General features: G+C 66.6%; 24 protein-coding genes and 1 tRNA gene. 14 read left to right on the top strand and 11 right to left on the bottom strand.

The genetic code is table 11. The features are described 5' to 3' along the window. The first annotated feature begins 83 nt into the window (after positions 1-83). Positions 84-1,136, top strand: a complete 1,053-nt coding sequence (locus tag ASE90_RS11360; RefSeq protein WP_235531776.1) for a tyrosine-type recombinase/integrase — start codon at positions 84-86, stop codon at positions 1,134-1,136. Between the two features lie 33 nt (positions 1,137-1,169). Here ASE90_RS11360 and ASE90_RS11355 read toward each other — a convergent pair. Beyond that, a tRNA-Gln gene (locus ASE90_RS11355) sits at positions 1,170-1,243 on the bottom strand. A 165-nt stretch (positions 1,244-1,408) separates the two neighbouring features. On the opposite strand from ASE90_RS11355, the gene ASE90_RS11350 reads away from it, so the two are divergent. Together ASE90_RS11350 and ASE90_RS11345 are read left to right on the top strand one after the other, a co-directional pair. Next, on the top strand, positions 1,409-2,449 hold the full coding sequence (locus tag ASE90_RS11350) for a Ppx/GppA phosphatase family protein (protein ID WP_082449738.1): 1,041 nt from the start codon (positions 1,409-1,411) through the stop codon (positions 2,447-2,449). Further along, positions 2,446-3,171: an RlmE family RNA methyltransferase gene (locus ASE90_RS11345; RefSeq protein ID WP_056000417.1), complete on the top strand. Its 726-nt coding sequence runs from the start codon at positions 2,446-2,448 to the stop codon at positions 3,169-3,171. The genes ASE90_RS11350 and ASE90_RS11345 overlap by 4 nt, the downstream gene beginning before the upstream one ends. Here ASE90_RS11345 and ASE90_RS11340 read toward each other — a convergent pair. Beyond that, complete coding sequence (locus ASE90_RS11340; RefSeq protein ID WP_056000414.1) at positions 3,161-4,222, bottom strand: SDR family oxidoreductase; 1,062 nt, start codon at positions 4,220-4,222, stop codon at positions 3,161-3,163. The genes ASE90_RS11345 and ASE90_RS11340 overlap by 11 nt on opposite strands. Before the next feature lie 103 nt (positions 4,223-4,325). Here ASE90_RS11340 and ASE90_RS11335 point away from each other — a divergent pair, with 103 nt between their 5' ends. After that, complete coding sequence (locus ASE90_RS11335) at positions 4,326-4,706, top strand: winged helix-turn-helix transcriptional regulator (RefSeq protein WP_056000411.1); 381 nt, start codon at positions 4,326-4,328, stop codon at positions 4,704-4,706. A gap of 201 nt (positions 4,707-4,907) precedes the next feature. Here ASE90_RS11335 and rpoZ read toward each other — a convergent pair whose 3' ends face one another. Next, the gene (gene rpoZ / locus ASE90_RS11330; RefSeq protein WP_055758348.1) at positions 4,908-5,252 is read right to left on the bottom strand and encodes a DNA-directed RNA polymerase subunit omega; all 345 of its coding nucleotides are present in this window, start codon (positions 5,250-5,252) and stop codon (positions 4,908-4,910) included. A 125-nt stretch (positions 5,253-5,377) separates the two neighbouring features. Between rpoZ and ASE90_RS11325 the strand changes: the two genes are divergently transcribed. The 3 genes from ASE90_RS11325 to ASE90_RS11315 are packed head-to-tail and all read left to right on the top strand — an operon-like array spanning position 5,378 to position 7,277. Continuing rightward, positions 5,378-6,526: a phospholipase D-like domain-containing protein gene (locus tag ASE90_RS11325; protein WP_056000834.1), complete on the top strand. Its 1,149-nt coding sequence runs from the start codon at positions 5,378-5,380 to the stop codon at positions 6,524-6,526. A gap of 45 nt (positions 6,527-6,571) precedes the next feature. Further along, on the top strand, positions 6,572-6,907 hold the full coding sequence (locus tag ASE90_RS11320; RefSeq protein WP_056000408.1) for a hypothetical protein: 336 nt from the start codon (positions 6,572-6,574) through the stop codon (positions 6,905-6,907). A 34-nt stretch (positions 6,908-6,941) separates the two neighbouring features. Further along, the gene (locus tag ASE90_RS11315) at positions 6,942-7,277 is read left to right on the top strand and encodes a hypothetical protein (protein ID WP_056000405.1); all 336 of its coding nucleotides are present in this window, start codon (positions 6,942-6,944) and stop codon (positions 7,275-7,277) included. Positions 7,278-7,394: 117 nt separating this feature from the next. Here ASE90_RS11315 and ASE90_RS11310 read toward each other — a convergent pair whose 3' ends face one another. Next, positions 7,395-7,985 carry a TlpA family protein disulfide reductase gene (locus ASE90_RS11310; RefSeq protein WP_235531774.1) on the bottom strand — a complete coding sequence of 197 codons (591 nt, stop codon included), beginning with the start codon at positions 7,983-7,985 and terminating at the stop codon, positions 7,395-7,397. A gap of 16 nt (positions 7,986-8,001) precedes the next feature. Here ASE90_RS11310 and argH point away from each other — a divergent pair, with 16 nt between their 5' ends. Beyond that, complete coding sequence (argH, locus tag ASE90_RS11305) at positions 8,002-9,363, top strand: argininosuccinate lyase (RefSeq protein WP_056000399.1); 1,362 nt, start codon at positions 8,002-8,004, stop codon at positions 9,361-9,363. Next, positions 9,363-9,599, top strand: coding sequence for a hypothetical protein (locus tag ASE90_RS11300; protein ID WP_056000396.1), 237 nt, complete (start codon positions 9,363-9,365; stop codon positions 9,597-9,599). Before argH ends, ASE90_RS11300 begins: the two co-directional genes overlap by 1 nt. Positions 9,600-9,623: 24 nt before the next feature. On the opposite strand, the gene gspN is transcribed toward ASE90_RS11300, so the two are convergent. Continuing rightward, positions 9,624-10,316: a type II secretion system protein N gene (gene gspN, locus ASE90_RS11295; RefSeq protein ID WP_235531773.1), complete on the bottom strand. Its 693-nt coding sequence runs from the start codon at positions 10,314-10,316 to the stop codon at positions 9,624-9,626. Positions 10,317-10,333: 17 nt separating this feature from the next. Between gspN and ASE90_RS11290 the strand changes: the two genes are divergently transcribed. Genes ASE90_RS11290 through ASE90_RS11280 form a run of 3 tightly spaced genes read left to right on the top strand, consistent with a single transcriptional unit; the run spans position 10,334 to position 12,758 of the window. Then, positions 10,334-11,353, top strand: coding sequence for a hypothetical protein (locus ASE90_RS11290; protein ID WP_056000393.1), 1,020 nt, complete (start codon positions 10,334-10,336; stop codon positions 11,351-11,353). Beyond that, the gene (locus ASE90_RS11285) at positions 11,350-11,883 is read left to right on the top strand and encodes a type II secretion system protein GspJ (RefSeq protein WP_056000390.1); all 534 of its coding nucleotides are present in this window, start codon (positions 11,350-11,352) and stop codon (positions 11,881-11,883) included. The genes ASE90_RS11290 and ASE90_RS11285 overlap by 4 nt, the downstream gene beginning before the upstream one ends. After that, positions 11,880-12,758, top strand: coding sequence for a general secretion pathway protein GspK (locus ASE90_RS11280; RefSeq protein WP_056000387.1), 879 nt, complete (start codon positions 11,880-11,882; stop codon positions 12,756-12,758). Before ASE90_RS11285 ends, ASE90_RS11280 begins: the two co-directional genes overlap by 4 nt. 34 nt (positions 12,759-12,792) lie before the next feature. Here ASE90_RS11280 and ASE90_RS11275 read toward each other — a convergent pair whose 3' ends face one another. The 4 genes from ASE90_RS11275 to ASE90_RS11260 all read right to left on the bottom strand — a co-directional run bounded on the left by ASE90_RS11275 (position 12,793) and on the right by ASE90_RS11260 (position 15,442). After that, positions 12,793-13,041, bottom strand: a complete 249-nt coding sequence (locus tag ASE90_RS11275) for a hypothetical protein (RefSeq protein WP_056000384.1) — start codon at positions 13,039-13,041, stop codon at positions 12,793-12,795. Between the two features lie 287 nt (positions 13,042-13,328). Next, complete coding sequence (locus ASE90_RS11270; RefSeq protein ID WP_156361545.1) at positions 13,329-13,856, bottom strand: DUF2059 domain-containing protein; 528 nt, start codon at positions 13,854-13,856, stop codon at positions 13,329-13,331. Between the two features lie 61 nt (positions 13,857-13,917). Beyond that, complete coding sequence (locus tag ASE90_RS11265; protein ID WP_056000378.1) at positions 13,918-14,301, bottom strand: YraN family protein; 384 nt, start codon at positions 14,299-14,301, stop codon at positions 13,918-13,920. A 37-nt stretch (positions 14,302-14,338) separates the two neighbouring features. After that, complete coding sequence (locus ASE90_RS11260; protein ID WP_056000375.1) at positions 14,339-15,442, bottom strand: alpha/beta hydrolase family esterase; 1,104 nt, start codon at positions 15,440-15,442, stop codon at positions 14,339-14,341. A gap of 225 nt (positions 15,443-15,667) precedes the next feature. Here ASE90_RS11260 and ASE90_RS19745 point away from each other — a divergent pair, with 225 nt between their 5' ends. Then, complete coding sequence (locus ASE90_RS19745; RefSeq protein ID WP_156361544.1) at positions 15,668-15,820, top strand: hypothetical protein; 153 nt, start codon at positions 15,668-15,670, stop codon at positions 15,818-15,820. 431 nt (positions 15,821-16,251) lie between these two features. On the opposite strand, the gene ASE90_RS11255 is transcribed toward ASE90_RS19745, so the two are convergent. Next, complete coding sequence (locus ASE90_RS11255) at positions 16,252-19,056, bottom strand: glycosyl hydrolase 115 family protein (RefSeq protein ID WP_235531768.1); 2,805 nt, start codon at positions 19,054-19,056, stop codon at positions 16,252-16,254. Then, entirely contained in the window at positions 19,043-22,042 is a 3,000-nt protein-coding gene (locus tag ASE90_RS11250) for a DUF4982 domain-containing protein (RefSeq protein WP_235531766.1), read from the bottom strand. Before ASE90_RS11250 ends, ASE90_RS11255 begins: the two co-directional genes overlap by 14 nt. Before the next feature lie 606 nt (positions 22,043-22,648). Here ASE90_RS11250 and ASE90_RS19740 point away from each other — a divergent pair. Beyond that, positions 22,649-23,272 (top strand): hypothetical protein, encoded by a 624-nt coding sequence (locus tag ASE90_RS19740; protein ID WP_156361543.1) that lies wholly within the window; start codon positions 22,649-22,651, stop codon positions 23,270-23,272. Positions 23,273-23,276 lie beyond the last annotated feature (4 nt).

Raw genomic sequence — 23,276 nt, 5'->3', positions numbered from 1 at the left:
ATTCAAATGACAGCCGTCGAACTATCGCTCCACACTGATCCAAGCGACCTCGACGCCCGCTTGGACGCTTTCGGATCCCTATGATGCCAAAGAAGCTCGCGTATGTTTCAAGCTTTCTCGACCGCCACGGTAAGCGCCGCTACCGCTTTCGGCGGAAGGGCTATGCTACCTACTATTTTCGCGAACCGGTCGGGACGAAAGCGTTCGAGCGGGAGTATGCGGCATGCCTCGATGCCGAACCGGTGCCGGTCGGCGGCGATCGCATTATTCCTGGCAGCGTCTCTGACGTCATCGCACGCTACTATTCGGACAACGCGTTCCAGGATCTGAGGCCGGCAACCCAAACGGTGTATCGTGGTGTCCTCGAACGATTTCGCGACGCCTTTGGCGACACGGCGATGCGGGCGTTCGATGCCGAACGTATTGCCCGCTTGATGAACGCTATGCGGCATAAGCCGCACGCCGCTGCCCGGTTGCGGAAACTGCTCGCTCAACTGTTCGTGATCGCGCGCCGGGGGAAGCTCGTGCCTCACGGCTTTGACCCGGTTCGAGATACTAAGCCCCCGAAAGCAGAAACCATCGGGTATCACCGTTGGACAGAGGACGAGCTCGCCCAGTTCGAGGCGAAACATCCATTAGGCACCAAACCCCGTCTCGCGTTCGCGATGCTTCTCTACGGCGGCCAGCGGAGCGGGGACGTTCGCTACATGACTCATGAGACGATCCGCTCCGGTCGCATCCAACTGAACCAGAGCAAGACGACCAACGCTGTTGACGTGCCCGTGGTGGAGCCATTGGCGCAAGCCCTGCACGCCGGTCCCCTAGGGCGGAAGACGCTGATCGAAACCCGCGACGGCGAGCCTTTCACCCCCAAAGGCTTTTACGGGATGATCAAGAAGGCCTGCATCGCTGCGGGCCTACCGCACTGCTCACCGCACGGTCTGCGAAAATCAGCAGCGCGGCGTTGCCGCGAAGCTGGTTGCACCAGCGAAGAGGGGATGGCGATTACCGGTCACAAGAGCGTGAAGGAGTATCTGCGCTACGCCGGCGATGCCAATCGCGCAGACCGTGCGGACGCCGCAATGTCTAAGGTAATGGCTAACCAAATCGAGAGGTTAGCCAAGCCAAAGGCCTAACGCCTCGGAATACCGTCGATTTTGGTAGTTCGCTGGATGCCCCGTGAGGATTCGAACCTCAATTAACGGAGTCAGAGTCCGTAGTCTTACCTTTAGACGACAGGGCAGCGTCGCAGCGAGGGCGGTCGGTTAGGCTGGACGGGCGGGCATGTCAACGAAGAATCGCACGATTTGTCCGGGTGCCTTGTCGATCGCGACCGGCTTCGCTACGTTGAAATCCAAGCACCGAGCGGCGTTCGGCCGTGACGGATAGAATATAAGCGAGTGACGGCATGGGGGATTTGTCCGCCCGGTTGCCGCACCGGGGAGCACGTGCCGCTTCCCGCCCGGCACCGAATACGCCAGCGCGTCCGCGCTGGCCGGGCGCGCGTCATTATGCCGCGCTCGACCTTGGCACCAATAACTGCCGGCTGCTGATCGCCCGGCCGCAGGGGGACGGCTTTGCCGTCGTCGATGCCTTTTCGCGGATCGTCCGGCTAGGCGAGGGGCTGGCGGCGACCGGCCGCCTGTCCGACCTCGCAATGGACCGCACCGTCGCCGCGCTGAAGATCTGTGCCGAAAAGCTGAAGCGTCGCGACGTGACGCTCGCCCGTTCGGTCGCGACCGAGGCGTGCCGGCGGGCGACCAACGGGCCGGCCTTCGTCGAGCGCGTGCTGGCCGAAACCGGCATCCATCTCGACATCATTACGGCCGAGGAAGAGGCGCGCCTTGCCGTGCTGGGCTGCCATGCGCTGCTCGAACCCGGTACCGGGCCGGCTCTGGTGTTCGATATCGGCGGGGGATCGACCGAACTGGTGCTGCTCGATGCGACCGCGCCGGTGCCGCGCGTGCTCGACTGGCATTCGGCACCATGGGGGGTGGTATCGTTGACCGAGAGCCTGGGCGGCGGTCGCGCCGCACCGATGGCGTCGGGTGCCTATGAACGGATGCGCGCCTGTGTCGAGGAAAGCTTCGCGCCCTTCGCAAGGCGCCTGCCGGATACCGACCAGCCCCGCCGGCTACTGGGTACCAGCGGCACGGTGACGACGCTGGCGAGCGTCCATCTGGGCCTGCCCGCCTACGACCGGTCGCAGATCGATGGGCTGATCGTACCCGCCGACGCGATGCTGGCGGTCAGCCAGCGGCTGGCGGGGATGGATCTGGCGCAGCGCGGCACGGTGCCCTGTATCGGCAGCGAACGCGCCGATCTGGTCGTTGCCGGTTGCGCGATCCTTGAATCGATTCTGGCGCTCTGGCCCGCCGAGCGGCTAGGGATTGCCGACCGTGGGATTCGCGAAGGAATCCTGCGTCGTTTGATGGCAGGAACCCGATGACCCGCGGAAGCCCCCCCGGCCGGCAGCGTGTGCGTACCGCACGCGCGCGCTCGGCCCAGTCGACACGCTGGCTCGAACGCCAGTTGAACGACCCCTATGTGAAGAAGGCGCGCGCGGAGGGCTATCGCAGCCGCGCTGCGTACAAGCTGATCGAACTCGACGAACGGTTCAAGCTGTTGCGCGGCGTCAAGCGCGTCGTCGACCTCGGCATCGCGCCGGGCGGCTGGACGCAGGTCGTGCGCAAGGTCCGGCCGGAATGCACCGTGGTCGGCATCGACCTGTTGCCGGTCGACCCGATCGACGGGGTGACGATCCTGCAGATGGACTTTCTGGCCGATCACGCGCCCGACCGGCTGCGCGAGGAACTGGGCGGCGAGGCGGACCTCGTCCTGTCCGACATGGCGGCCAACACCGTCGGCCATCCGCAGACCGATCACCTGCGCACCATGGCGTTGGTCGAGGCGGCGGTGATGTTCGCCTGCCAAATCCTGCGTCCCGGCGGCGATTTCGTCGCAAAGGTGCTGGCGGGCGGGGCCGACAACGAACTGGTCGTCGAGCTGAAGCGCAATTTCCAGGTGGTGAAGCATGCCAAGCCGCCGGCGAGCCGCAAGGACTCTTCGGAATGGTATGTCATCGCGACGAACTTCAAGGGCCGGCGCGATACGGGAACCGCGGAGAGGGCGGGGACGGACGAACCGTCCCCGTACGACGTCACGGAATGATCCGGTCGGCGCGCAGCCGTTCGAACAGTGCGAAGAACGCGTCGTCGGTCGCGCGATAGCCGGTGAAGCCCAGTCGCCGGCTTTTCGACATGTCGGCGACCACCTCGATCGGGCGACCGAGATCGGCGTCGCTATGCCATGGCGAGGCCAACCGGTTCAGATCGGCCTCGGCCAAGCCATGGCGCTCGGCGATATTCGCCCAGCGCGGCGCATCGTCGGCCATTTGTTCGGCCAACGGGCGCACCGTGCCGTCGAACGGAGCAGCCTCGACCCCGAACCAGTCGGCGATGCGCGCCCACATCCATTGCCAGCGGAAGACGTCGCCGTTCACCACATTGAACGCCTGATCGTGCGCGGCGTCGGTCTCGGCGCTCCACAGCAGATGTTCGGCGAGCAGCCCGGCGTCGGTCATGTCGGTCAGCCCCTGCCACTGCGCCGCCGATCCCGGAAAGACGAACGGCCGTCCGGCGTCGCGGCAGAGCGTCGCATAGATCGCCAGCGTGGTGCCCATGTTCATCGCATTGCCGATCGCCTTGCCGATCACGGTGTGCGGGCGGTGGACGCTCCACGTAAAACCGTCGCGCGCGGCGGCGGCGAACAGTTCGTCCTCCTGCGCATAATAGAAATTGGCGATGTCGAGGCGCGGCTGATCCTCGCGGAACGGCGTCTGCGGCAGCTTGCCCTGAGCGTACGCCTCGAACGGCCCCAAATAGTGCTTCAGGCCGGTGACCAGCGCGACATGGCGCGGGGCGTCGCTGGCGGGCAGGGCGTCGAGCAGGTTGCGGACCATGGCCCCGTTAACGTGAATATTTTCCGCCTCGCTGGCCTGCCGTGCCCAGGTGGTGATGAACACCGCATCGGGACGCAGACCGGCCAGTGCCGCGCGCGTCGATGCCGGGTCGGTCAGGTCGGCCGCGACCGGGCGGACGCCGTCCTGTTCGACCGGGCGGCGCGCAAGGCCGTGTACCGCCCAGCCTTGCGCGTTCAGCAGCGTCGCGGTCGCGCTGCCGACGATGCCGCTCGCCCCCACCACCAACGCCGTCTTCGTCATATCCAAACTTCCTTTGCCGAACGAAGTCAGTCAGCTAGGCACGATCGCACCGGGGTTGAAGACGGCACCGGAACCGCCCCCAGGCACCAGAAGGTACCCAGTCATGCAGCCCGGATCGGACGAAACCGAATGGCGTGAGGATTGCGCGCCGCGCCGCGTCCTGTCGCTGTTCGCGACCAAATGGACCAGCATGGTGCTGCACACGCTGCACACCCGCCATGGCGGAGCGGCGCGGACCGGCATCTTGCTGCGCAGCCTGCCGGGCATTTCGAAGAAGATGCTGACGCAGACGCTGCGTGAGATGGAAGCCATCGGCCTGATCGAGCGCGAGGTGCAGGCGGTGATGCCGCCGGCGGTCGAATATCGGCTGACGGACCTTGGCTGTCGCTTCGTCGAGCCGGTGACGCTGCTCTATGACTGGGGGCGGCGGAATGCCGATGCGCTCGATGCACTGGGCAGCCGACCGGGTGCGCGGCGGGACTAGCCGAATTTCGTCATTCCCGCGCAGGCGGAAATCCATATGCGCCGACCTGTCGGGTCGATCAGCAGCGGCAGCGTTTATGGACTCCCGCCTGCGCGGGAGTGACGAAACCGGTTGTCGGCGGTCTCCCCGCTTTCCCATTCCACGAACGAAAAGGGCGGCCCCGCAGGACCGCCCCTTTCGTATCAAGGAAACCCGACCGCCTCAGCCGTCGTAATCGCCGCCGACATTCTGGTTGCGCGGCGGGGCGGCGGCGGTGAGGCGCAGCGCCTCTGCCGATGCGGCCAGCGAACCCAGTTCGTCCGGTGCTTCCTCATCGTCGATCTGCACCTTCTGCATCGACGTGATTACCGACTCGCGCAGATGGTCGGGAGTGATGTTCTCCTCGGCGATCTCGCGCAGCGCCACGACCGGATTCTTGTCGCGGTCGCGATCGAGGGTCAGTTCGGCACCGCCCGAAATCTGGCGGGCGCGCTGAGCGGCCATCAACACCAGGTCGAAACGGTTGGGGATCTTGTCGACGCAATCCTCGACGGTGACGCGCGCCATGAAACGCCTTCCTTGCAAGAACGGAGGGTATCGTAAAGCGTGCTGCCTACGCGCCGCCCGGTCGGAAGTCAATGAAACTCGCCACGGCCCCGGCCGTTACGGTGGGGCAACGGATGGACGAGGGCATGGACGGCACGGACGAACCTGTTTTTACCGTGGCTGGAAATCGCCTGACGCTGCTGACCGAAGGCCCTGCGCGGCTCGAAGCGTTGCTCGCGTTGATTGACGGCGCGCGCCGGTCGCTGCGCATCCTGTTCTATATCTGGGAAGAGGATGCCGCCGGCACCCGGGTCCGCGATGCACTGGTCGCGGCGGCGCGGCGCGGGGTGCGGGTCTCGCTGATCGTCGACGGGCTGGGTGCGGAGGCGGCAGCGAGTCGCGGCTTTTTCGGGCCGCTGCGCGAGGCGGGCGGCGAAGTCTGCGTCTTCGTGCCGCGGATCGGGCGGCGGTATCTGTTGCGCAATCATCAGAAGCTGGCGCTGGCCGACGACCTGCGGGTGATCGTCGGCGGCTTCAATGTCGAGGACGCCTATTTCGGTACCGTCGAGCAACAGGCGTGGCGCGATCTGGGCCTGTTGGTCGAAGGGCCGGCGGCGGGGCGGCTGGCAGGCTATTTCGATGCGTTGAAGGCATGGATCGCGCTGCCCGGTGCGCCGTTGCGCAAATTGTCGCGGATGTTGCGGGAATGGAGTGAGGACAGCGGCCCGGTCCGCTGGCTGCTCGGTGGTCCGTCGCGGCGGCTGTCGCCATGGGCGCGGACGGTGAAGCACGAGATCCGCACCAGCGAGCGCATCGACATGATCGCCGCCTATTTCGCGCCCGGCCCGCTGATGATGCGGCGGCTGGACAAGGCGGCGAAGCGGACCCGGCTACGGATCGTCGTGCCCGCCAAGACCGACCATGCCATCGCCCTGCTCGCGGCGCGCTTCACCTATCGCAACCTGCTGCGCCACCGGATCGAGCTGTACGAATATCAGCCGACCAAGCTGCACACCAAACTCTTCCTCGCCGACGATGCGGTACATATCGGGTCGGCTAATTTCGACATGCGATCGATGTTCCTGAACATGGAGCTGATGCTGCGCGTCGAGGATGCGGCGTTCGCGGCACATCTGCGCGCCTATATGGATCGCGAGGTCGCCGATTCGCAGCGCGTCACCCGCCAGCTGCACCGCCAACGGTCGGGCTGGTGGGCGCGGGTCAAACAGGCCGGTGCCTACTTCATCATGTCGGTGCTGGATCCGCAGGTTACCGCGCGCCTCAACCGCGATTGACGCAAACCGCTTGAGACTCCGGTCAAGCTGGCCCATCGGGCGACAATGGATATTCCCGCACTCTACGCCCGGCTGATTCAGGCGATCGGCGATGGCACCGGCATGGCCGACAGCCTGTTGCATGTCCATGCCGGCATGGCGGTGCTGCTGATCACCCGCATCGTCACCGGCTATCGACTGTCGACGCCGGTGCCGCTGGCGGTGGTGGCGCTGGCCGAACTGGGAAACGAGGTGCTCGACCGCATTTACTGGGGATCGTGGCGCTGGGAGGATACGTCGCTCGACATCCTCAACACCATGTTCTGGCCGACGATGCTGTTCATCGGTCTGCGGCTGCGCGACCGGTTTGAACCGCGTGCCAAGCCGGGGAACGCCGTCTGATGTGAAGCGGTTATGTCGGTCAAGGAGACTAACCATGGCCGACACCCCCGCACACCCCGAGGTCGATCCCGAACGGATCGCACCGCGCAACGCCTTCGACAATCCGACCGGCCATTCGGGGCAGGAATATTCGCCCGAGCGACAGGCGCAGCAGGCTGCGGCCGAAGCGCGTGCCCCCGGCGTCGCTCCGGCAGCGGACGGCCGCGAAATCCCGCCCGAGGCCGGTCGCCGCGCCTCGATCGGTCCGAATGGTGAGGTCCATGGCAGCGGCGCCAATGCCGGCGGCGGCGCGCAGGGCGAGAATTTCGACGACGATGCGGCGGGGGAAGGGGCCGGGGCGCCGCCAGCGGAACGCGCGCCGGACCGGTAACAAGCACGGGCGACGTCATTCCTACGAAGGCGGGAATCCATACCCACCAACATTTCGCCTTGATCGGCGACAATGGCGGCAATGGATTCCCGGCCTGCGCGGGAACGAGTGACCTGGTCAGCCCTTCGCCTCGCCGATCAGCTTCGCCGCATCCGCCCCGGCCCAGTCCATGCCGCCGGTCACGCGCCACACTTCCTTGCCCGACGCATCGTACAGGATCGTCGTCGGCAGGCTGACACTCATGCCGGTCGAGAATTTGAGGTCCGCGTCGCGATAGGCCACCAGATTCGCCAGCTTTCGGGTCGTCAGAAACGGCTGGACCTTGTCCGGCTCCATGTCCTGCGAGACGGTGACGACCTGCAACGACGCCTTTTCCCGCGCGGCCAGCGCGTCGAGTGTCGGCATTTCGTGGACGCACGGCGCGCACCACGTCGCCCACAGATTGACCAGTGCCGGCTTGCCGCGGAAATCGGCGAGCGTCAACGGCTTCCCCGCGCCGTCCTGAAACTGGTAGGCGGGCATGGCCTCGCCCTTGTGGCTGCGGTCGACCTTCGCCGCGGCGGCGGGGGTGGCGGTGTTGGCAGGGGCGGCGACGTCGGGAACGGTGCCGTCCCCTTCAGCCGCCGCTTGCTCCGGCGCGGCGGCTCGCTTATCGCAAGCGCCGACGAACAGGCTCAGTCCAAGGAGAAGCGCGATTACCGGGCGCATGGGAAGCTCCAACAGCATGTGGGGCGGGCGCTTCGCCGAAGGCCCGTCGGCGGTGATGCGTGAGATAAACGCCTCGATCCCCTTCGACAAGCGAATGTGGCGACAGGATATCGCCGGGTCCAAAGCGCACGCAACGATGCTGGGCGCGCAGGGCATCGTCGATGCGGCGGACGTGGTGACGATCCTCGACGGGCTGGACGCGGTTGCCGCGGACTATGCCGAGCACGGCGTCCCCGACGACCTGACGCTCGAGGATATCCACATGCTGACCGAGGCGCGGCTGGCCGAGAAGATCGGGCCGGTCGCGGGGCGGCTGCATACCGCACGATCGCGCAACGATCAGGTCGCGACCGATTTCCGGCTATGGACCCGCGACGCGATCGACGCGGTCGATGCCGCACTCGGCCAGTTACAGTCGGCGTTGCTGGTGCGGGCCGAGGAACATGCGGCGACGGTCATGCCCGGCTTCACCCATTTGCAGGTCGCGCAGCCGGTGACGCTGGGCCATCACCTGATGGCCTATCATACCATGGTCGCGCGCGATCGCGGGCGCTTCGCCGATTGCCGCGCCCGGCTGAACTACAATCCGCTGGGATCGGCGGCGCTGGCCGGGACCGGTTTTCCGCTCGATCGTCATGCGACGGCGCAGGCGCTGGGCTTTGCCGGGCCGACGGTCAATTCGCTCGATTCGGTCAGCGACCGCGACTTCGCGATCGAATATCTGACCGCCGCCGTGCAATGCTCGCTGCACCTGTCGCGCCTCGCCGAAGAGTTCGTGATCTGGGCGTCGCAGATGTTCGGTTTCGTGTCCTTGAGCGACCAATGGTCGACCGGCAGCTCGATCATGCCGCAGAAGCGCAATCCCGATGCCGCCGAACTGGTGCGCGGGCATAGCGGGCGGATCATGGGCTGCATGACGTCGCTGATGGTGACGATGAAGGGCCTGCCGCTCGCCTATTCGAAGGACATGCAGGACGACAAGCCGCCGGTGTTCGAGGCGACCGACCTGCTCGCGCTGTCGATCGCGGCGATGACCGGCATGATCGAAAGCGCGACCTTCCGCCCCGAACGCATGCGCGCGGCGGCCGAAACCGGCTTTTCGACCGCCACCGACCTTGCCGACTGGCTGGTGCGCGAAGCGGGGGTGCCGTTCCGCGAGGCGCATCACATCACCGGTCGCGCGGTCAAGCTGGCCGAGGACAGGGGTTGCCGGCTCGACGGGCTCACCCTCGACGACCTGACCGGCATCGACGACCGCATCCATGCCGGCATCTTCGACGTGCTGAGCGTCGATGCGTCGGTGGCCAGTCGCAAGAGCTTTGGCGGCACCGCGCCCGAACGGGTCCGCGAGGCCATCGCCGCCGCGCGGGGCCAGTGATGCGCGCCCTCGCGTTCCTCGGCATTATGCTGGCGCTGGCCGGTTGTGGTCAGCGTCGCGACCTGCGCCCGCGCGAGAATGCGTCGCTACCGCCCGCGCCCTATGGCGCGACGGCGACGCCGACCTCCGCCGACCTGCTGACACCGACGACGCAGCAACGCCCGTCGCGCAGCGACGAGCTGCTGACCGAATCGAAGGAACGCGGCGACGATCCCTTCGCGCTGCCGCCGCGCTAAGGGATTACCCCGGACGCGGCAGGGTCAGAAACTGCCCTGCACGCTCGCCCCACCGGGCAGGCCGGTGAACGGCAGCATCGCCGCCCCGTCGCCGGTCATCGTGAAGCGCAGGCTGCCATCCTCGCTGATCGTCGCATCCATCAACGTGCGGCGGCGCTGACCGTCGGGGACCAGTCGGATACGCGATTGCCGGCCGATATGGTCGGCGGTCAGCAGCATCGCCGGGGTGGGGGTCGCGACATTGCCCGGCCGGGTCACGCAACTGCCCGGTTCGATTGCGACGCGGCCCTCGGCCATCGCCGACCCGGCGATCGTCGACAGGACCGGAATATCGACCTGCCACGGCATGTCGCAGGCAAAGGGCAGGTTGGGCTGCAACGCCGCGAGCAGCGACGCATCGGCCGATCCCGCCACCCGGTCGAGCCGCACCCCGCCCGGCCGGATCAGTACCTGCCCGCCCAGATCGGTGTCAGGGCCGGTCGCGGTCCAGTCCACCGCGAAGCCGAGGCTGGTCAGGCTGCGCAACGGCGCGAAATGCCATTCGAGGCGGCTGCCCCCGGCGATGCCGACCTCGCCGTTCCATACGGTGCCGCCGACGCCGCTGCGCCAGTCGCTGTTGCCGGCGATCAGGCTGGCGGGCAGCGTCGCGACGATCGCGACGACGAACGAGGCTATGCCGAGGGCGGCGAAGCGGATACTGTGCCGGCGTGCCTGCAACCTCGAAAGACCCGGTGATGCGATCGCGACGTTCGGCGCTTGGGCTGTTCCGGGATGCGGTGCTGCTGTCGTCTGCGGCATGGGCCACGTCCCCCCTGTTGGCTGCGCGCCGGGCCAGGCGCTCCGCCGCGTTGCTGGTTCCGCTGACCGGAGACCGTAGCGCGCTGGGGCTTAGCATAGCCAATGCGGCGAGGCTCGCCGAAACCGATGCCGCCGCGCTGTCGGTGATCGATACCGGTGGCAGCGCCGCCGGTGCGGTGCGTGCCGCGCAGGCGGCGGTGAAGGGCGGCGCGACGATGCTGCTGGGGCCGCTGTCGGCTGACGAGACCCGCGCGGTCGCGGCGGCGGTCGCCGTGCCGGTGGTCGCACTGACCAACGATGCAGGCGCGCGCGGCGGCGGGGCGTTCGTGTTCGGCATCACCCCGGCACAGGCGACGTCGGCGATCCTTGGCTATGCCCGGTCGCGCGGCATCCGCCGCGTGCTGGCGGTCGATGACGGGTCGCCATGGTCGCGCGCCTCGGTCGCGGCGGCCAAGGCGGCGGAGACCGATCTGGGGCTGAGCATCACCGTCGTGCCGGTGACCGACGGGGGATTGCCGGCAAGCGTCGAGGCCGATGCCGCGTTCGTGCCCGGCGCGGCGGTGGCGCTGGCCCCGGCGCTCAAGACGCGCGGCATCCAGTTGCTGGCGACGGTACAGGCGCTCGATTACCGCGCCGATGCGGTCGGCGCATTGGAGGGGGCGTGGATCGCCAGCCCCGATCCCGACCGCTTCGCCGCCTTTGCCACCGAATATGCCGCGCGCAACGGCGGCAGGCCCGGCGCGATCGCCGCGCTGGGCAATGACGCGGCGATGATCGCGAAGACGCTGCGCGAGGCCGATGCGATGACCCGCGAAGGCGTGTTGCGCGACGCCGGGTTCGACGGCGTGACCGGGCGCGTCCGCTTCCGCTCGGACGGCAGCTGCGCGCGCGACTTCGCGATCCTCGTCCCCACCAACGGCGTGTATCAGAAGGTGGCGGAGAGCCGCGGGGCATGACGCCGCGCCGCGCGGGGGAAGCGGGCTTCACCCTGCTCGAACTGATGATCTCGCTGGGGCTGTTCGCGCTGATCGCGGTCGCCGGGCTGGCATTGGTCGACAGCGTCATCGGCGTCGATGGCCGGACCGAGGCGCGGCTCGACCGGGTGGCCGACCTGCAACGCGCGATGGTGGTGATCTCCAGCGATCTCGACCAGATCGCGCCGGGGCCGATGGGCGGCGATGCGGCGGGCGTGCGGTTCCGGCGCAGCGCACCGGGGCTGGGCGGGCCGGCGATCGGGGTCGGCTATCGCATCGCCGGCGGACAGTTGCTGCGTGTCGTCGACGGGCGGGCGCAGCTGGTGCTCGATCGGGTGACGGCCGCGCGCTGGCGCTATTTCGACGGCGGCTGGCTCGACAACTGGCCGCCCGCGCCCGACCGCTCGCTCGACTGGCCCCGCGCGGTGGTCGTCGAATTGCAGGTCGGCGGTCCCGGCGGCGGCAATCTGCGGCGGATCGTCACCCTGCCGATCCCGGCGAGGACGACATGACGCGCGCGGTACCCGAGGGCGAACGGGGCATGATCCTCGTCAACGTGTTGATGTTCGTGGCGATTGCCAGCGGGCTGGTGCTGTTGATGATCAACCGCGAGGAGGTGGCGCTCGACCGTTCGATCCGCTCGCGCGAGGCAGCGCGCGCATTGGCGGTGGTGCGTGGCGGCGAATTGTCGGCACTGTCGGCGTTGCAGCGCGACGCGCGGGTCGCGCCCGAGGCCGATTATCCGGGCGAGCCATGGGGCGGCATCAGCGAAAACGGCATTGCCATCGATGGCGGGCGCTTCGACCTGACCATCGCCGATGCCGAAGGGCGCTTCAACGTCAATTCGGTGCGGCGCGAGCTGGACCCGATCCCGCAGCTGCTGTTCCTGCGCATCGCGCGCGCGGCGGGGATCGAAGAGGACAAGGCGGTGGCGGCGATCGCGCTGATCCGCGCACAGGGGCCGGTGCAGGATCTGCGGCCGCTTGCCGTCTTCCTGCCGCCCGAACAGGCGCAGTTGCTGGCGCGGATGGTGACCGCGCTGCCCGGCGATACCGCGATCAACCTGAACGCGGCGACGCCCGAATTGATGGCGGTACTGTTCGAACCGGCGCAGGCGCAGCGGCTGATCGGCTTACGCAACCGGCAGGGCTATCTGTCGAAGGACGATCTGGCGCGCGAAGACGTGACCGCACCCGGGGGAACCCGCTTCAAATCGGACCATTTCTGGGTCCGCACCCGCGCGACGATCGGCGAGACGGTGCAGCAGGGCGCGACGCTGATCCAGCGGGTCGAGCGTGGCGAAGGTGCCCGGACGGTGCGCGTTGCCGTACCGGTCGAACGCTGGCGCAACGCCGCGATCCCGCCGGAAGTGCCGGGGTTCGGATAGACGCTGCCGGGACGGCGGTCGGTTGCTTCGCGGTCTATTTCGCGTCGGGCAGCTTGCGCAGCTTGCCATTCGCGATGGTGACCGGCTTCAGGCAGCCGTTCTCGCTATAGGCGAGCGCCAGTTCCCGCCGAGCGGGCGGCTCTTTGGACAAGGGCTGTATCCGGGCGGGCGGGGCAAGGCCGGCATGCTGCACGGTGGCGCGCTCGCATTTCTCGGGCGGAGGCGGCGGTGGCGGGGGTACCACGGCAGGTTCGGTCATTGCGGCAAGCAACAGCAAGAGCATGGCTGGATACTCCTTCCTATCGGTATGGCGGTCGTCGTTCGCCGGGCCTATCGGACTGTGCCGATGCTACCATCGCGGAGATGGGGGAGAAACCGGAAAATGGCGACCGGTTCTGGGGTGCGGTGAACCAAAGGTCACGAAAGTCACACTCGCACACGGTTCGTGCGCACGGTGCATCGGGGCGATACGGCGGTGTCAAAGAGAGTGGTCGGATGGTGGCCAGCGATGATGGTCGCAGGCATGGCCGCTGTAGGAAAGTAGGAATGCAGGGGACGGCTGGGCGTCTGCTATCCCGCCAGGCTGGCTTGTGCCTCAGCCACAATTTCTTGCTCGATGTCCTCAGTATTGGTCTCCGAGTACGCCTCCATACGCCACCGACCATCAAGGTAATGCTTACCCGTCGGACCCTCGAGAAACGCTACAATCGTAGCTAGTTCTTCTTCGGTAAACTCCCAGTTCACGTGGTCCTCATACGCCCGCTGATAGTACGCACGCCGTTTCTCATACGCTTTTTTAAGCGCCGACATTCGCCGCTCGAACCCGCTGAGTAAGGCTTCGGTCAGTTGACTGTTTGGCCCGATCGGCCAGAGTGGGCCGCCGGGCATGGCATAGCGCTCGAGGAAGCTGCCGCTATCCAGCTTCTCCTGTCGGCCGACCGCCCAAAGAAATCTTTTGATGAGAACCACTTTGTTCACACTTGGTGGTGTCTCGATTTGTGCAGAGGGAGAAATCTGGCTCGGAGCGGTTCGATCGGCCAGATGATCTGTGAACCCGCCGCTCATCAGGACTACCATTCCAAGCAAAAATAACGTCATGCGACGATATTGCGTGGGACGGACAATTTTCGCAACTGGGCGATACCCGCCCCGCCTTCGCTCAATATCCGATCCAAGCATTCTCGATATGGCGGGGCGGTGTGCCGGGGGCCAGCAGGATGACGTCGATGCGGATATCGGCCCCGTCGGCATAGGTCGGCGCGAGGATTTCGGCCGCTGCTGCGACGCGCGCCAGACGCCGTTCGTCGATGGCGTGGTTGAGATCGGCGGCGGTGGCGCGGGTCTTTACTTCGACGAAGGCGACGATGCCGCCCCGGCGGGCGATCAAGTCGATCTCGCCCGCCTTGGTCTTTACGCGGCGGGCGAGGATGCGCCAGCCTTTCAGCCGCAGCCACCAGCCCGCGATCCGTTCGCCACGCCGGCCGGCGTCATCGGCGGCGACGCGCGAGGCACGCGATCGGGGGCGGGGCGGGCGGACGAACATGCCGTTCCGTGCCGCACCGCGCCCGATGCGGCAAGCCTCAGCGCATCAACCCGGCGCTGCGCAGCGCGCGCTCGATGGTCGCCTGTACGCCCGATACTTCGGTCTGTTGCTGCTGCTGATGCTGCTGCGTCGGCTCGGGCCGCATCGGCTCCGGCCGGATGGTGCGTGCCGGGCGGGGCGTGGCGACCTGCGCTACCGCATCGGTCAGTCCCCAGGATCGCGCGATCTCGATGGTGCTCGACAGGCCGACGTCCAGCATGAACGGTCCGGCATGGCCGATGCCACCGGCGGGGTCGACCGGCACGCCATGGCCCATGCCGGCGACGCGCCACTCCTCGACCAGCGGCGCGCCCGATTGGTCGCGCCACACCCGGTGACGCCAGCCGGTTTCGGCAGTCGTCTCCGGCGTGGCATCCGACAGGTCGTGGACGCCGCACCACTGCGCGACCAGCGCATCGAGATTGCCGACGACCACCGTCGTATCGGCGGTGCCGTGCCAGATGGCGACGCGCGGCATCGGCGCGCGGCCGGCGACCGATCGCACCGCCGCCGCGCCGCTGCGCGCATCGGGCAGCGACTGGCCGCGCATCCGCTCCAGTGCGGCCCGCACCCCGACCGCGCTGCCATAGGGCAGGCCGCCGATGATCGCGCCGGCGGCGAAGCGATCGGGCCATGCCGCCAGCATCACCGCGGTCATCGCCCCACCGGCCGACAGCCCGGTGACGAACACCCGTGCCGGATCGATATCATGCGCGGCGATCGCCACGTCGATCATCGCCGCGATCGATTCGGCCTCGCCACCGATCCGCGCGATGTCCGCCGCTTCGAACCAGTTGAAACACATATTGGCGTTGTTCGCGCGACGCTGTTCGGGAAACAGCACCGCGAAACCCTCCTGCTCGGCCAGCGTCGACCAGCCGGTGCCATGGTCGTAGATCGCGGCATCCTGCGTACAGCCATGCAACGCGACGACCAGCGCCGCGCCGGGCTTCAGGTCGGCGGGCACATACATCCGTGCGCGCAAATTGCCGGGATCGGGGGCGAAACCGGTCAGGTCGTGCAGCCGGTCGGCCATGCCGGGTTGCGAACCGGGCTGCTGCATCCGCGACAGACGGGCAATGGTGGTGGACAACGAAACCATGAGCGTACGCCTTCTCGTCACGGCATCCGCTGGCCGCTGAGACAAGATATGGCGCGGATGCTGCGCTGCACAATAGGGAAGGTGACATACCGCGTTTCCGGGGGGCGCGCCGGCGCTTCGACAGGTGATCTGCATCCTTCGGATGATTGGGTCCGACACCGTTGCAGGGCATATCGGCGTTGAAGAATGTTGGTTAACGCCAGCGGAAGAGCGATGGGGGCATCGATGCAGACCAATACCGGCGACCGGGCGGGCCACGTTTCGCAAGCGCGAAAAACCGACGAGGAATTATGGGAAGCCCATTTCTTTGCGATGCCGGTCGCGACGGAAGAACGCGCACGTCCCGACTTGCAGGTCGTGCCGCGGCAGGCGCGCTGAAGCGGTTTCCGACGACGTTGCAGCACCGTCATCGCCCTGCGGGCAACCGCTGACGCGGCGGGCCGCTTTCAGGTCCGTGGCGGCGTTGCTCGTCGGTCACGATGCTGTGACATCGCGCCTTCCTCACGCCTTGCCACGAACCGAAATCGCCACCTTGGCGATGATCCAACCGGATCGAAAACGCGCTACAGAGTCCGTCTGGAAGTTCGCGGGCATGTGAATTTTCCGGGCGACGGGCCGGTGCCGCGGAATGCAGGTCCACGTTTTTCCAGACAGCGCCCAAGCGGCAGACCGGTACCGTCGGCCCAGGACGCCGGCGCGCGCTGACATGGTTGCGGAAGCGTATGTCGGCGGAACCTGGCGAAAATCGGACAGCGGAAAACCGTGTCCGAATGTCTGGAACCGGGTCGCCATAGACGTCTTGCAACTTGTTATCGAAGCGGCGCGCCATAGTTTGCAGGTGCCCCATCCAGGCGAACCTCGATCCGATCGACCAGCAGTCCCGGGGACGCGGCGAACAGTTCGACCGTGTGACGACCGGCGGCAAGTTGCGGGAAGGTCAGCGACCGGACCGCTGTGTTGCTCAGCATATTGCGTTTCCATTCGTCGCTTCGTCCGAACGTCGCATAGTCGAGCGTCTGAAGCGCGCCTCCGTCGACGCGTATCTTGACGCGCAGGTGTTGCTCGGCATTCAGGGGATGGGTTGGCAACAACACGATGCGTATCTCGGCATGACCCGTCGTGTCGGTATCGAACCGATAGGTAAGCGGCGTTGCCGCTGCATTCCCCGGCGGAAGGTTCAAACGGCTGCGCAGCATCGCGATGAACCCCGGTACGCTTTCCCAATCCGGGCTGGTCGCGCTGGCAGGCGGCAACGTGATGATATGATTGATGTTCGGCGCTACGCCCTTCGCAGGCGTTGCGATACGGATCGGCAGGTTCAGCGTCTTCCCGCCGCAGGTCGCGTTCACGCCACCCGAGCCATTGCCATCATGCGCCAGCGCGATCCGGATGCGATAGCCGTTGGCCGCGTGCAACTTGCCGCGCGTGGCGGACGCCACAAAGCCAGGCGACGGAACGAGCGTCCAGTCGGCATCGGCCCCGCCCGAATAGAGCGTGAAACTGCGTGTCCCGGCCCTACCCTCCGCATAGGCAAGATCGCTCCCCTCGATCCCGCACGCATCCTGTCGTGGCAGGGAAACGCGCGGGAAGGTCGGGGTCCGGAATACCGGCAGGTTGCGCGGTGCCGCGTTCATCATTCCCCGCCATTTGCCGCCGATCAGCGCGTTGTACGCCTCGGTATCGTCGGCGATGCGTTGCTGCGCGGCGCGCGCCTGATCGGACAGTGCGTTCATGTCGGCACGCACGACATTGCCGGCGCGATTGACCGCCTCGGACGTGCTGCCCGGAACGATCGGTGCCCGCAGGGCCTTGGCATGTTCCTGCGCGAGGTCGAGTTTCAGGACGCGTTCGTTCAGGCTCGCCGCGCCGCGTACCGGATAGAGGACAAGCTGGAAGAAAGCGTCGCGCCGGTCGGCGGGCAACGCTGCGCCGATCGCTTCCGCTTCGGCGACCAGCGCCGCATAGCGGTCGAGCCGCCGTTCCGCCTCGTCCCCGCCGGTGCGCAGATAGTCGCTGGTGCGGACGGGGGTGACCGGTTCGACCTGACCGAACCCCATGAACTCGGGGCGTCGTTCGAAGGCGAGGTCGTAATAGGCGAGCATCACCGCGGTAACCCGATCGGCGACGTCCGCGCCGAACTGCCGGGCCGACCAGTCGCGCAAATGGGCGCGCGGCACTTGGGCAAAGATGCGATGGTCGAACGCGAGATCGAGGAAATACTGGGTCAGATACTCGCCCGGCTTGATGTCGCCGACATTCACGACCCACAGCTTGCGTGCGTGCGACTGCCACGCGCGGTCCATCTGTTCGCGGATCAGCGCCGGGTGGGTCGTCGCCAGCCAGAGATAATCGTGCGGTCGGCCCCAGTAGGAGAGGTGATAATAGACCCCCGACCCGCCGCGACGCGCCTGTTCGGTCGGGGTCGGAAGCTGCGCGATATAGCCGTAATTATTGTCCGGCCAGACCAGCGTCACGTCGTCCGGGACTTTCAATCCGGCAGCGTAGGTGTCGAGGACTTCCTTGTAGAGCGTCAGCGCCTGCGGCACCTGCGCCGCCGGTCGTCCCTGCGCCTTGGCCAGCAGGTCGCGTTGGATGGCGATCGCCTGTGCCGTTGCGTCGCGTGCCTGTTCGGGGGTGTCGGCACCTTCCATCGCCGAGTCATGCTTGCCGCGCAGGCCGATCGAATAGATGTGCTCGCCATCCTTCACGGCCTCGACGCGTTCGCGCCAATATTCGACCATCGCCGGACGGTTGGTGAAGAAGTTGAAGGGACCGCGCGCCCGCTCATCCCATTCGCGGACATTGTTGCGCAGCATCGGTTCGGCATGCGACGTGCCGACGACGATGTCATAGGCGTGCGCCGTCGCCGCGTTGCCCGGCTGCTGGTAGAAGGGCGTGGTGCTGTCATGCATCGCCGGCCAGATCAGATTGGCCTTCAGCCGCCACATCAGTTCGAAGATGCGGGCATAGGTCCTGGGGCCGATATCGCCGGCCTCGGGTTCGTAGGTCTTGGCCGCCCAGGGCTGGAGGCCCCAATCCTCGTCATTCAGGAAGATGCCGCGATACTGGACCGATGGCGCTTCCGACAGCCGTCGCGCGCCATCGACCCGCAGCCGATCGACGCGACGCGGGGTTACGTCGGCCCACCATTCCCATGCCGATACGCCCAGTTCGCGCGTCAGGTCGATCACGCCCCAGACGGTGCCTCGGCGGTCCGATCCGGCGATCAGCAGATAGCGACGCGACGGATCGCCCTTCGACCGGACCAGGGTGCGCCCATAACGCTCCCATGTCCCTTCGATCGTCGAAAGGTCGACGCCGGTGTCCGCCACGACCGTGCGGACCAGCGTCGAATCCAGCGTTCCGATCACCACGCACAGCCGGGCACAGCCGGACACATCGTCCGCGACCGTCGCCGCGCGGCCGGTCAATTGCTTCAGGTCGCGGGCCAGCAATTCGCCCGCCAGCCGGGCGGACGGGGAATTGTCATGGACGATCCCCGCCAGTTGTCGCCCGTCGAACAGCACCGCATCCTCGGCAGCGGCCACCGACGGCAGTGCCAGCGCGCCCGCGAGCATGGTGAACCAGCGCCACATCGCGTCAGCGCGGTCCATGGAAATCGGCCTCGACGATCGCCAGACGCCACCCGGCGGGCACGGCGTCGGCACCGGTGTCGCCGGCCTGCCGCGCGGTCGCCAGTTCGACGATCTTCCCGAACGCGTCGCGATCCTCGGTCGGCCCGACCTGCGTGATCCGCACTATCTGCCCGGTCGTGGCGGGGAAGGGGATGGACGCATAGCCCAGTTGCCGCTCGGTCGCGCCGCGCCACACCTCGCGCCCGTCGATGGCGACGGTCAGCGGATAGGCACGCGATCGCCATCCGACCAGCTTCAATTCGATCTCGTTCAGCGTCACCGGCCGCGCGAAGCGATACTCGATCCATGCCTTGTCGAGGCTGCCATCGCTGGCCCAGCGCGACAGTTCATTGTCGTCGAACGTCTTCGCCGCGTCGCCCGGGTTCGATCCGGCGGTGACGGCGACCGGCATTTGCGTCGACCGGGTCGGCTTCAGCGCGTCCCCCGTCGGGGTTGGCCCGCGCGTCAGCAGGCCCGGTTGCGCCGCCGCGGCAACGTCGCGCGACAATCCGCCCGAAACCGGCTTCGCCGCGACGGTCGGGATGGTCAGCGTGGCGGGCTTCAATCCCGGCGCACTGGCCATCAGTCGGACGACGCCACGCGTATGTCCGGCCCGCAGCAGCACGCGGTTCACCCCCGCTTCGACCGGCAGGCTGGGCGACAGGATGTAGTTATCCTCGCCGCGTGCGGTGCCGGCGGTCGGTGTGGTGCCGGGCACGACTTCTCCCTGCACGGCTTGCGCCGCGCGTGGCTTGCCCGAACTGTCGCCTTGCGCGATGCCGCCGCGCCATTCGGCCGGTCCGGTCAGTGTGAAGACGACCTTGTCGTTCGCGGTGGGCACGCGGCGACCCTGTGCATCGACGACCTCGACGTCGACCAGCGCGATGTCGGCACCGTCCATCACGAACCCGCGCGGTCCGGTCCGCGACTTGAGCCGCAGCGCGACCGGCGCGCCGACCGTTTCGACGACATGCTCCGATCGCTGCCCGTCGCTGCCGGTCGCGACCGCGCGCAGCGTGCCGGGTTGCCACGCCACCGCCGGCCAGGTGAACAGAAAGCCGCTCGACCGCACACCCTTGCCCAGTGATCGACCGTTCAGGAACAGCTCGACCGCGTCGCCGTTCGACACCACGCTGACCGGCTTGATCGTGCCGGGCGCATGGTTCCAATGGCCCATGATGTGCGTCGCGGGGGTCTCCGGATCGACCCAGCCGTTCCACATCACCTTATGCGCGAAATAGCCTCGCTTGGGCAGACGTACCGCATCGACCTCCCCTGATCGGCGATAGTTGTTATCGCCGCGATAATGGGTGTTGCTGTCCGACCAGATAATGTTGACCCCGCCCGAACTGACCCGCCGACCGGTACCCGGCCGGATGCGGTAGTAATCGTACCAACGACGGACATCCTCGATCGCGTGGCTGTCCTGATTGCGGTTATAGTCCGGCGCATCCTTGTGGAATGGGGCGGAATATTCGTCCTGATACAGCCGCGCCCCTTCGTCGCGGCTATATTCCATCGCCCACATCGGATGTCTGGCGCTCTTGTTCAGATACAGCATCTCCCCGCCATATTCGGCGACCTTGCTGTCGAGCATTTCGCGCGATCCGATCGCCCGGCCGCCATGCGGGTCGTGAGCGTCGCGAATGGCCTTCATCGCGGCCATGTGCGGCTCGCTGATGCTCTCGTTGCCGCTTTCGTAGAACAGGATCGAGGGATTGTTGCGGTTGTAGATGATCGCGTCGCGCATCAATGCCGTGCGCTGCTCCCAGCGGCGACCCTCGACGTCATGCTCGGCGTCGCCCGCCGGCATCGCCTGCGGCAACCCGACGCGGTCGGCGCTTTCGATGTCCTGTTTCGACGGCGTGATGTGCATCCAGCGGACCAGATTGCCGCCGCTTTCCACCATCAGCGCGTTCGAAAAATCGCTGATCCACGGGGGGATCGATACCCCGACCGCCGGCCATTCGTTCGACGTCCGCTGCGCATAGCCATGAACCTGCATCACCCGCCCGTTCAGCCGGACCATGCCGTCGCCGAACCGGGTCGAACGGAACCCCGTCAGCGTATCGACCGCGTCGATCACCTTGCCCGCTTCGGTCAGGCTGGTGGTGACGCGGTACAGATAGCCATAGCCCCAGCTCCAGAAGTTCAGGCCGGTAAGACGCCGGGCGGCGGTCAGCGTCCGGGTCTCGCCGGGTGCCAGCGTCGCGCGGCCGCCATCGACCCGCGCGACGATCCGCCCGGTCGCGTCGCGTATCTCGACCCGGTAGCCGAGTGTACGCGGGCAGCCCTCCTCGTTGCGGACCTGCGTCTCGGCGTGGATCGTCGCGGTGCGCGCCGCGATATCGAAGGCGTCGGCCCAGACATATTGCCCGGTCGTGCCGAGCGCGGAATAGAGTGGCAGCGTCTGATAGGTCCGGGGGGTCAGATGCAGCCGGACGTTCTTCGTGATGCCGCCATAGTTCACGTTGAAATTGCGGTCGTTCCATTGGAAGCCGCTGCCGGTCGCGCGTTCCTTGTACCGCCAGTCGCTGTCGACCCGCACGGCGATGACATTCTCACCGGCCTTGAGCGCTGCGGTGATGTCCGCGCCGAACGCCATCGCGCCATGTTCGGACAGGGCGACCGGCGTGCCGTTGACCCAGACTTCGGCCGCCTGTCGGACACCCTCAAACTCGAGGAACGCCTTGCCCGCCTCGGCACCGTCGGGAAGGGCGATCCGCTTGCGGTACCAGTTGATTCCGGTCGACAGGTCCTTGATGTCGCGGGCAAAGGCTTCGCGTTCGTTGAAGGCGTGGGGTAGCGTCGCGGGGTTCCAGCCGCGGTCATCAAACGCGGACGCCTGTGCGCCGGCGGGGTCGCCGGTAATCGTCCGCCAGTCTGCGTTCAGATTATACGTCGCACGGGACGATCGAACGACGCTGGAAGCATCATGCGCCCAGGCGGGGGTCGCCATTGCCATGACGGCAAGCGATGCTACGAAGCCCGAACGCATAGTTTTTCCCACATAATGGAAGACTTATCCATTAAGTGCGTAATGTCTGGCCAGATCAAGCCGGATACTGACGATTGGTCAGACAAATATCGATTGCGAGCATTTTTCCGGCTTCCGTTCCGTCCTCCGCCTGGCTGACACGGGCGCGGCGGTGTGCGCCGGCGACCGATGAAGGTCCGGCGCTTGAACGTCCCCGTCAATAACGACATCCTTGCCGCAAGATGGCGCGAGAAGCGGAATGCCGAGCCGATGTGCAACCATCATACTGGTCGTGGCACCGGTCGCCCGGAATCAGGACATGGCGGATCGGGATCGAGGGGGTCTCGCGGTGGGCGAGGCGGCACTCGCCACCGCGGCTTTCGAGGAACGGTTCGCTACGGCATTGAACCTGGCCGCTCGGCGCGGAAGACCGCCGATGACCTGCCGGTGGAGTCGCATCCGTTGCTGACGCTGCGGCACCGGTCCCTGCCCTTGTACGCCATGATGTGTATGCAGTTCGACCGACAGTCACCATAACCGGATGGACATAGACTCAGATGCGCTGATCCATGTTTTGGTGAAGGCGGGCAGGCAATGGTTGCCGATCGTCGGGGTTCCGTTTCCGGTTACGGAATCGCCGACATCGATCAGCGGCAGGCGATAGTCGCCGCTATCCCGTACGTCGAGATCGATCCGTCCACAGATATTGCAGCGTCATATGCAATCTTGCCGAATTTTGCACGGGTCGACACGGTTGCAGGACGGCGACCACGAACGGGATTCGCCATGGCAGCGCCGATGTTACCCTTGCCTCGACGGCAACCGGACCATAGCATCGGATCGATGGCGTTGTTCCGGTCCTTTCCCGCGGTGCTAGGTGTCGTGCTGGCAATGTTCGCCATGCTCGGCATCGTCGCCGTGACCGGATGGCATAGCGGGTTCGTTCATGACCATGATCGCACCGAGCTGCGCGACGCTTCCGATCACCTCGACGGTGCAGTCTCGATCGATGAGGACGATCATGGATCATCCCACGAGGGTGAGCCCGACAATCCGGTCCATGTTCTCGCCCACGCGGCAAGCCACTGGATCGGCTTCGGCGATATTTCCGTCCCGACGGCAGGCAATATGACGATCTATCGTGCCTGGGTAACGTTGGTAGCGCCGCTCGTCATCGGCCTTGATCCGTCACAGTTGCTGAGACCCCCGCGCGGCTGATGCT

Source organism: Sphingomonas sp. Leaf67 (genome assembly GCF_001421965.1).
Classification (GTDB): Bacteria; Pseudomonadota; Alphaproteobacteria; order Sphingomonadales; family Sphingomonadaceae; genus Sphingomonas.
The sequence above is the reverse complement of the archived record's forward strand: the minus strand, read 5'-3'. Positions and strand labels throughout refer to the sequence as shown.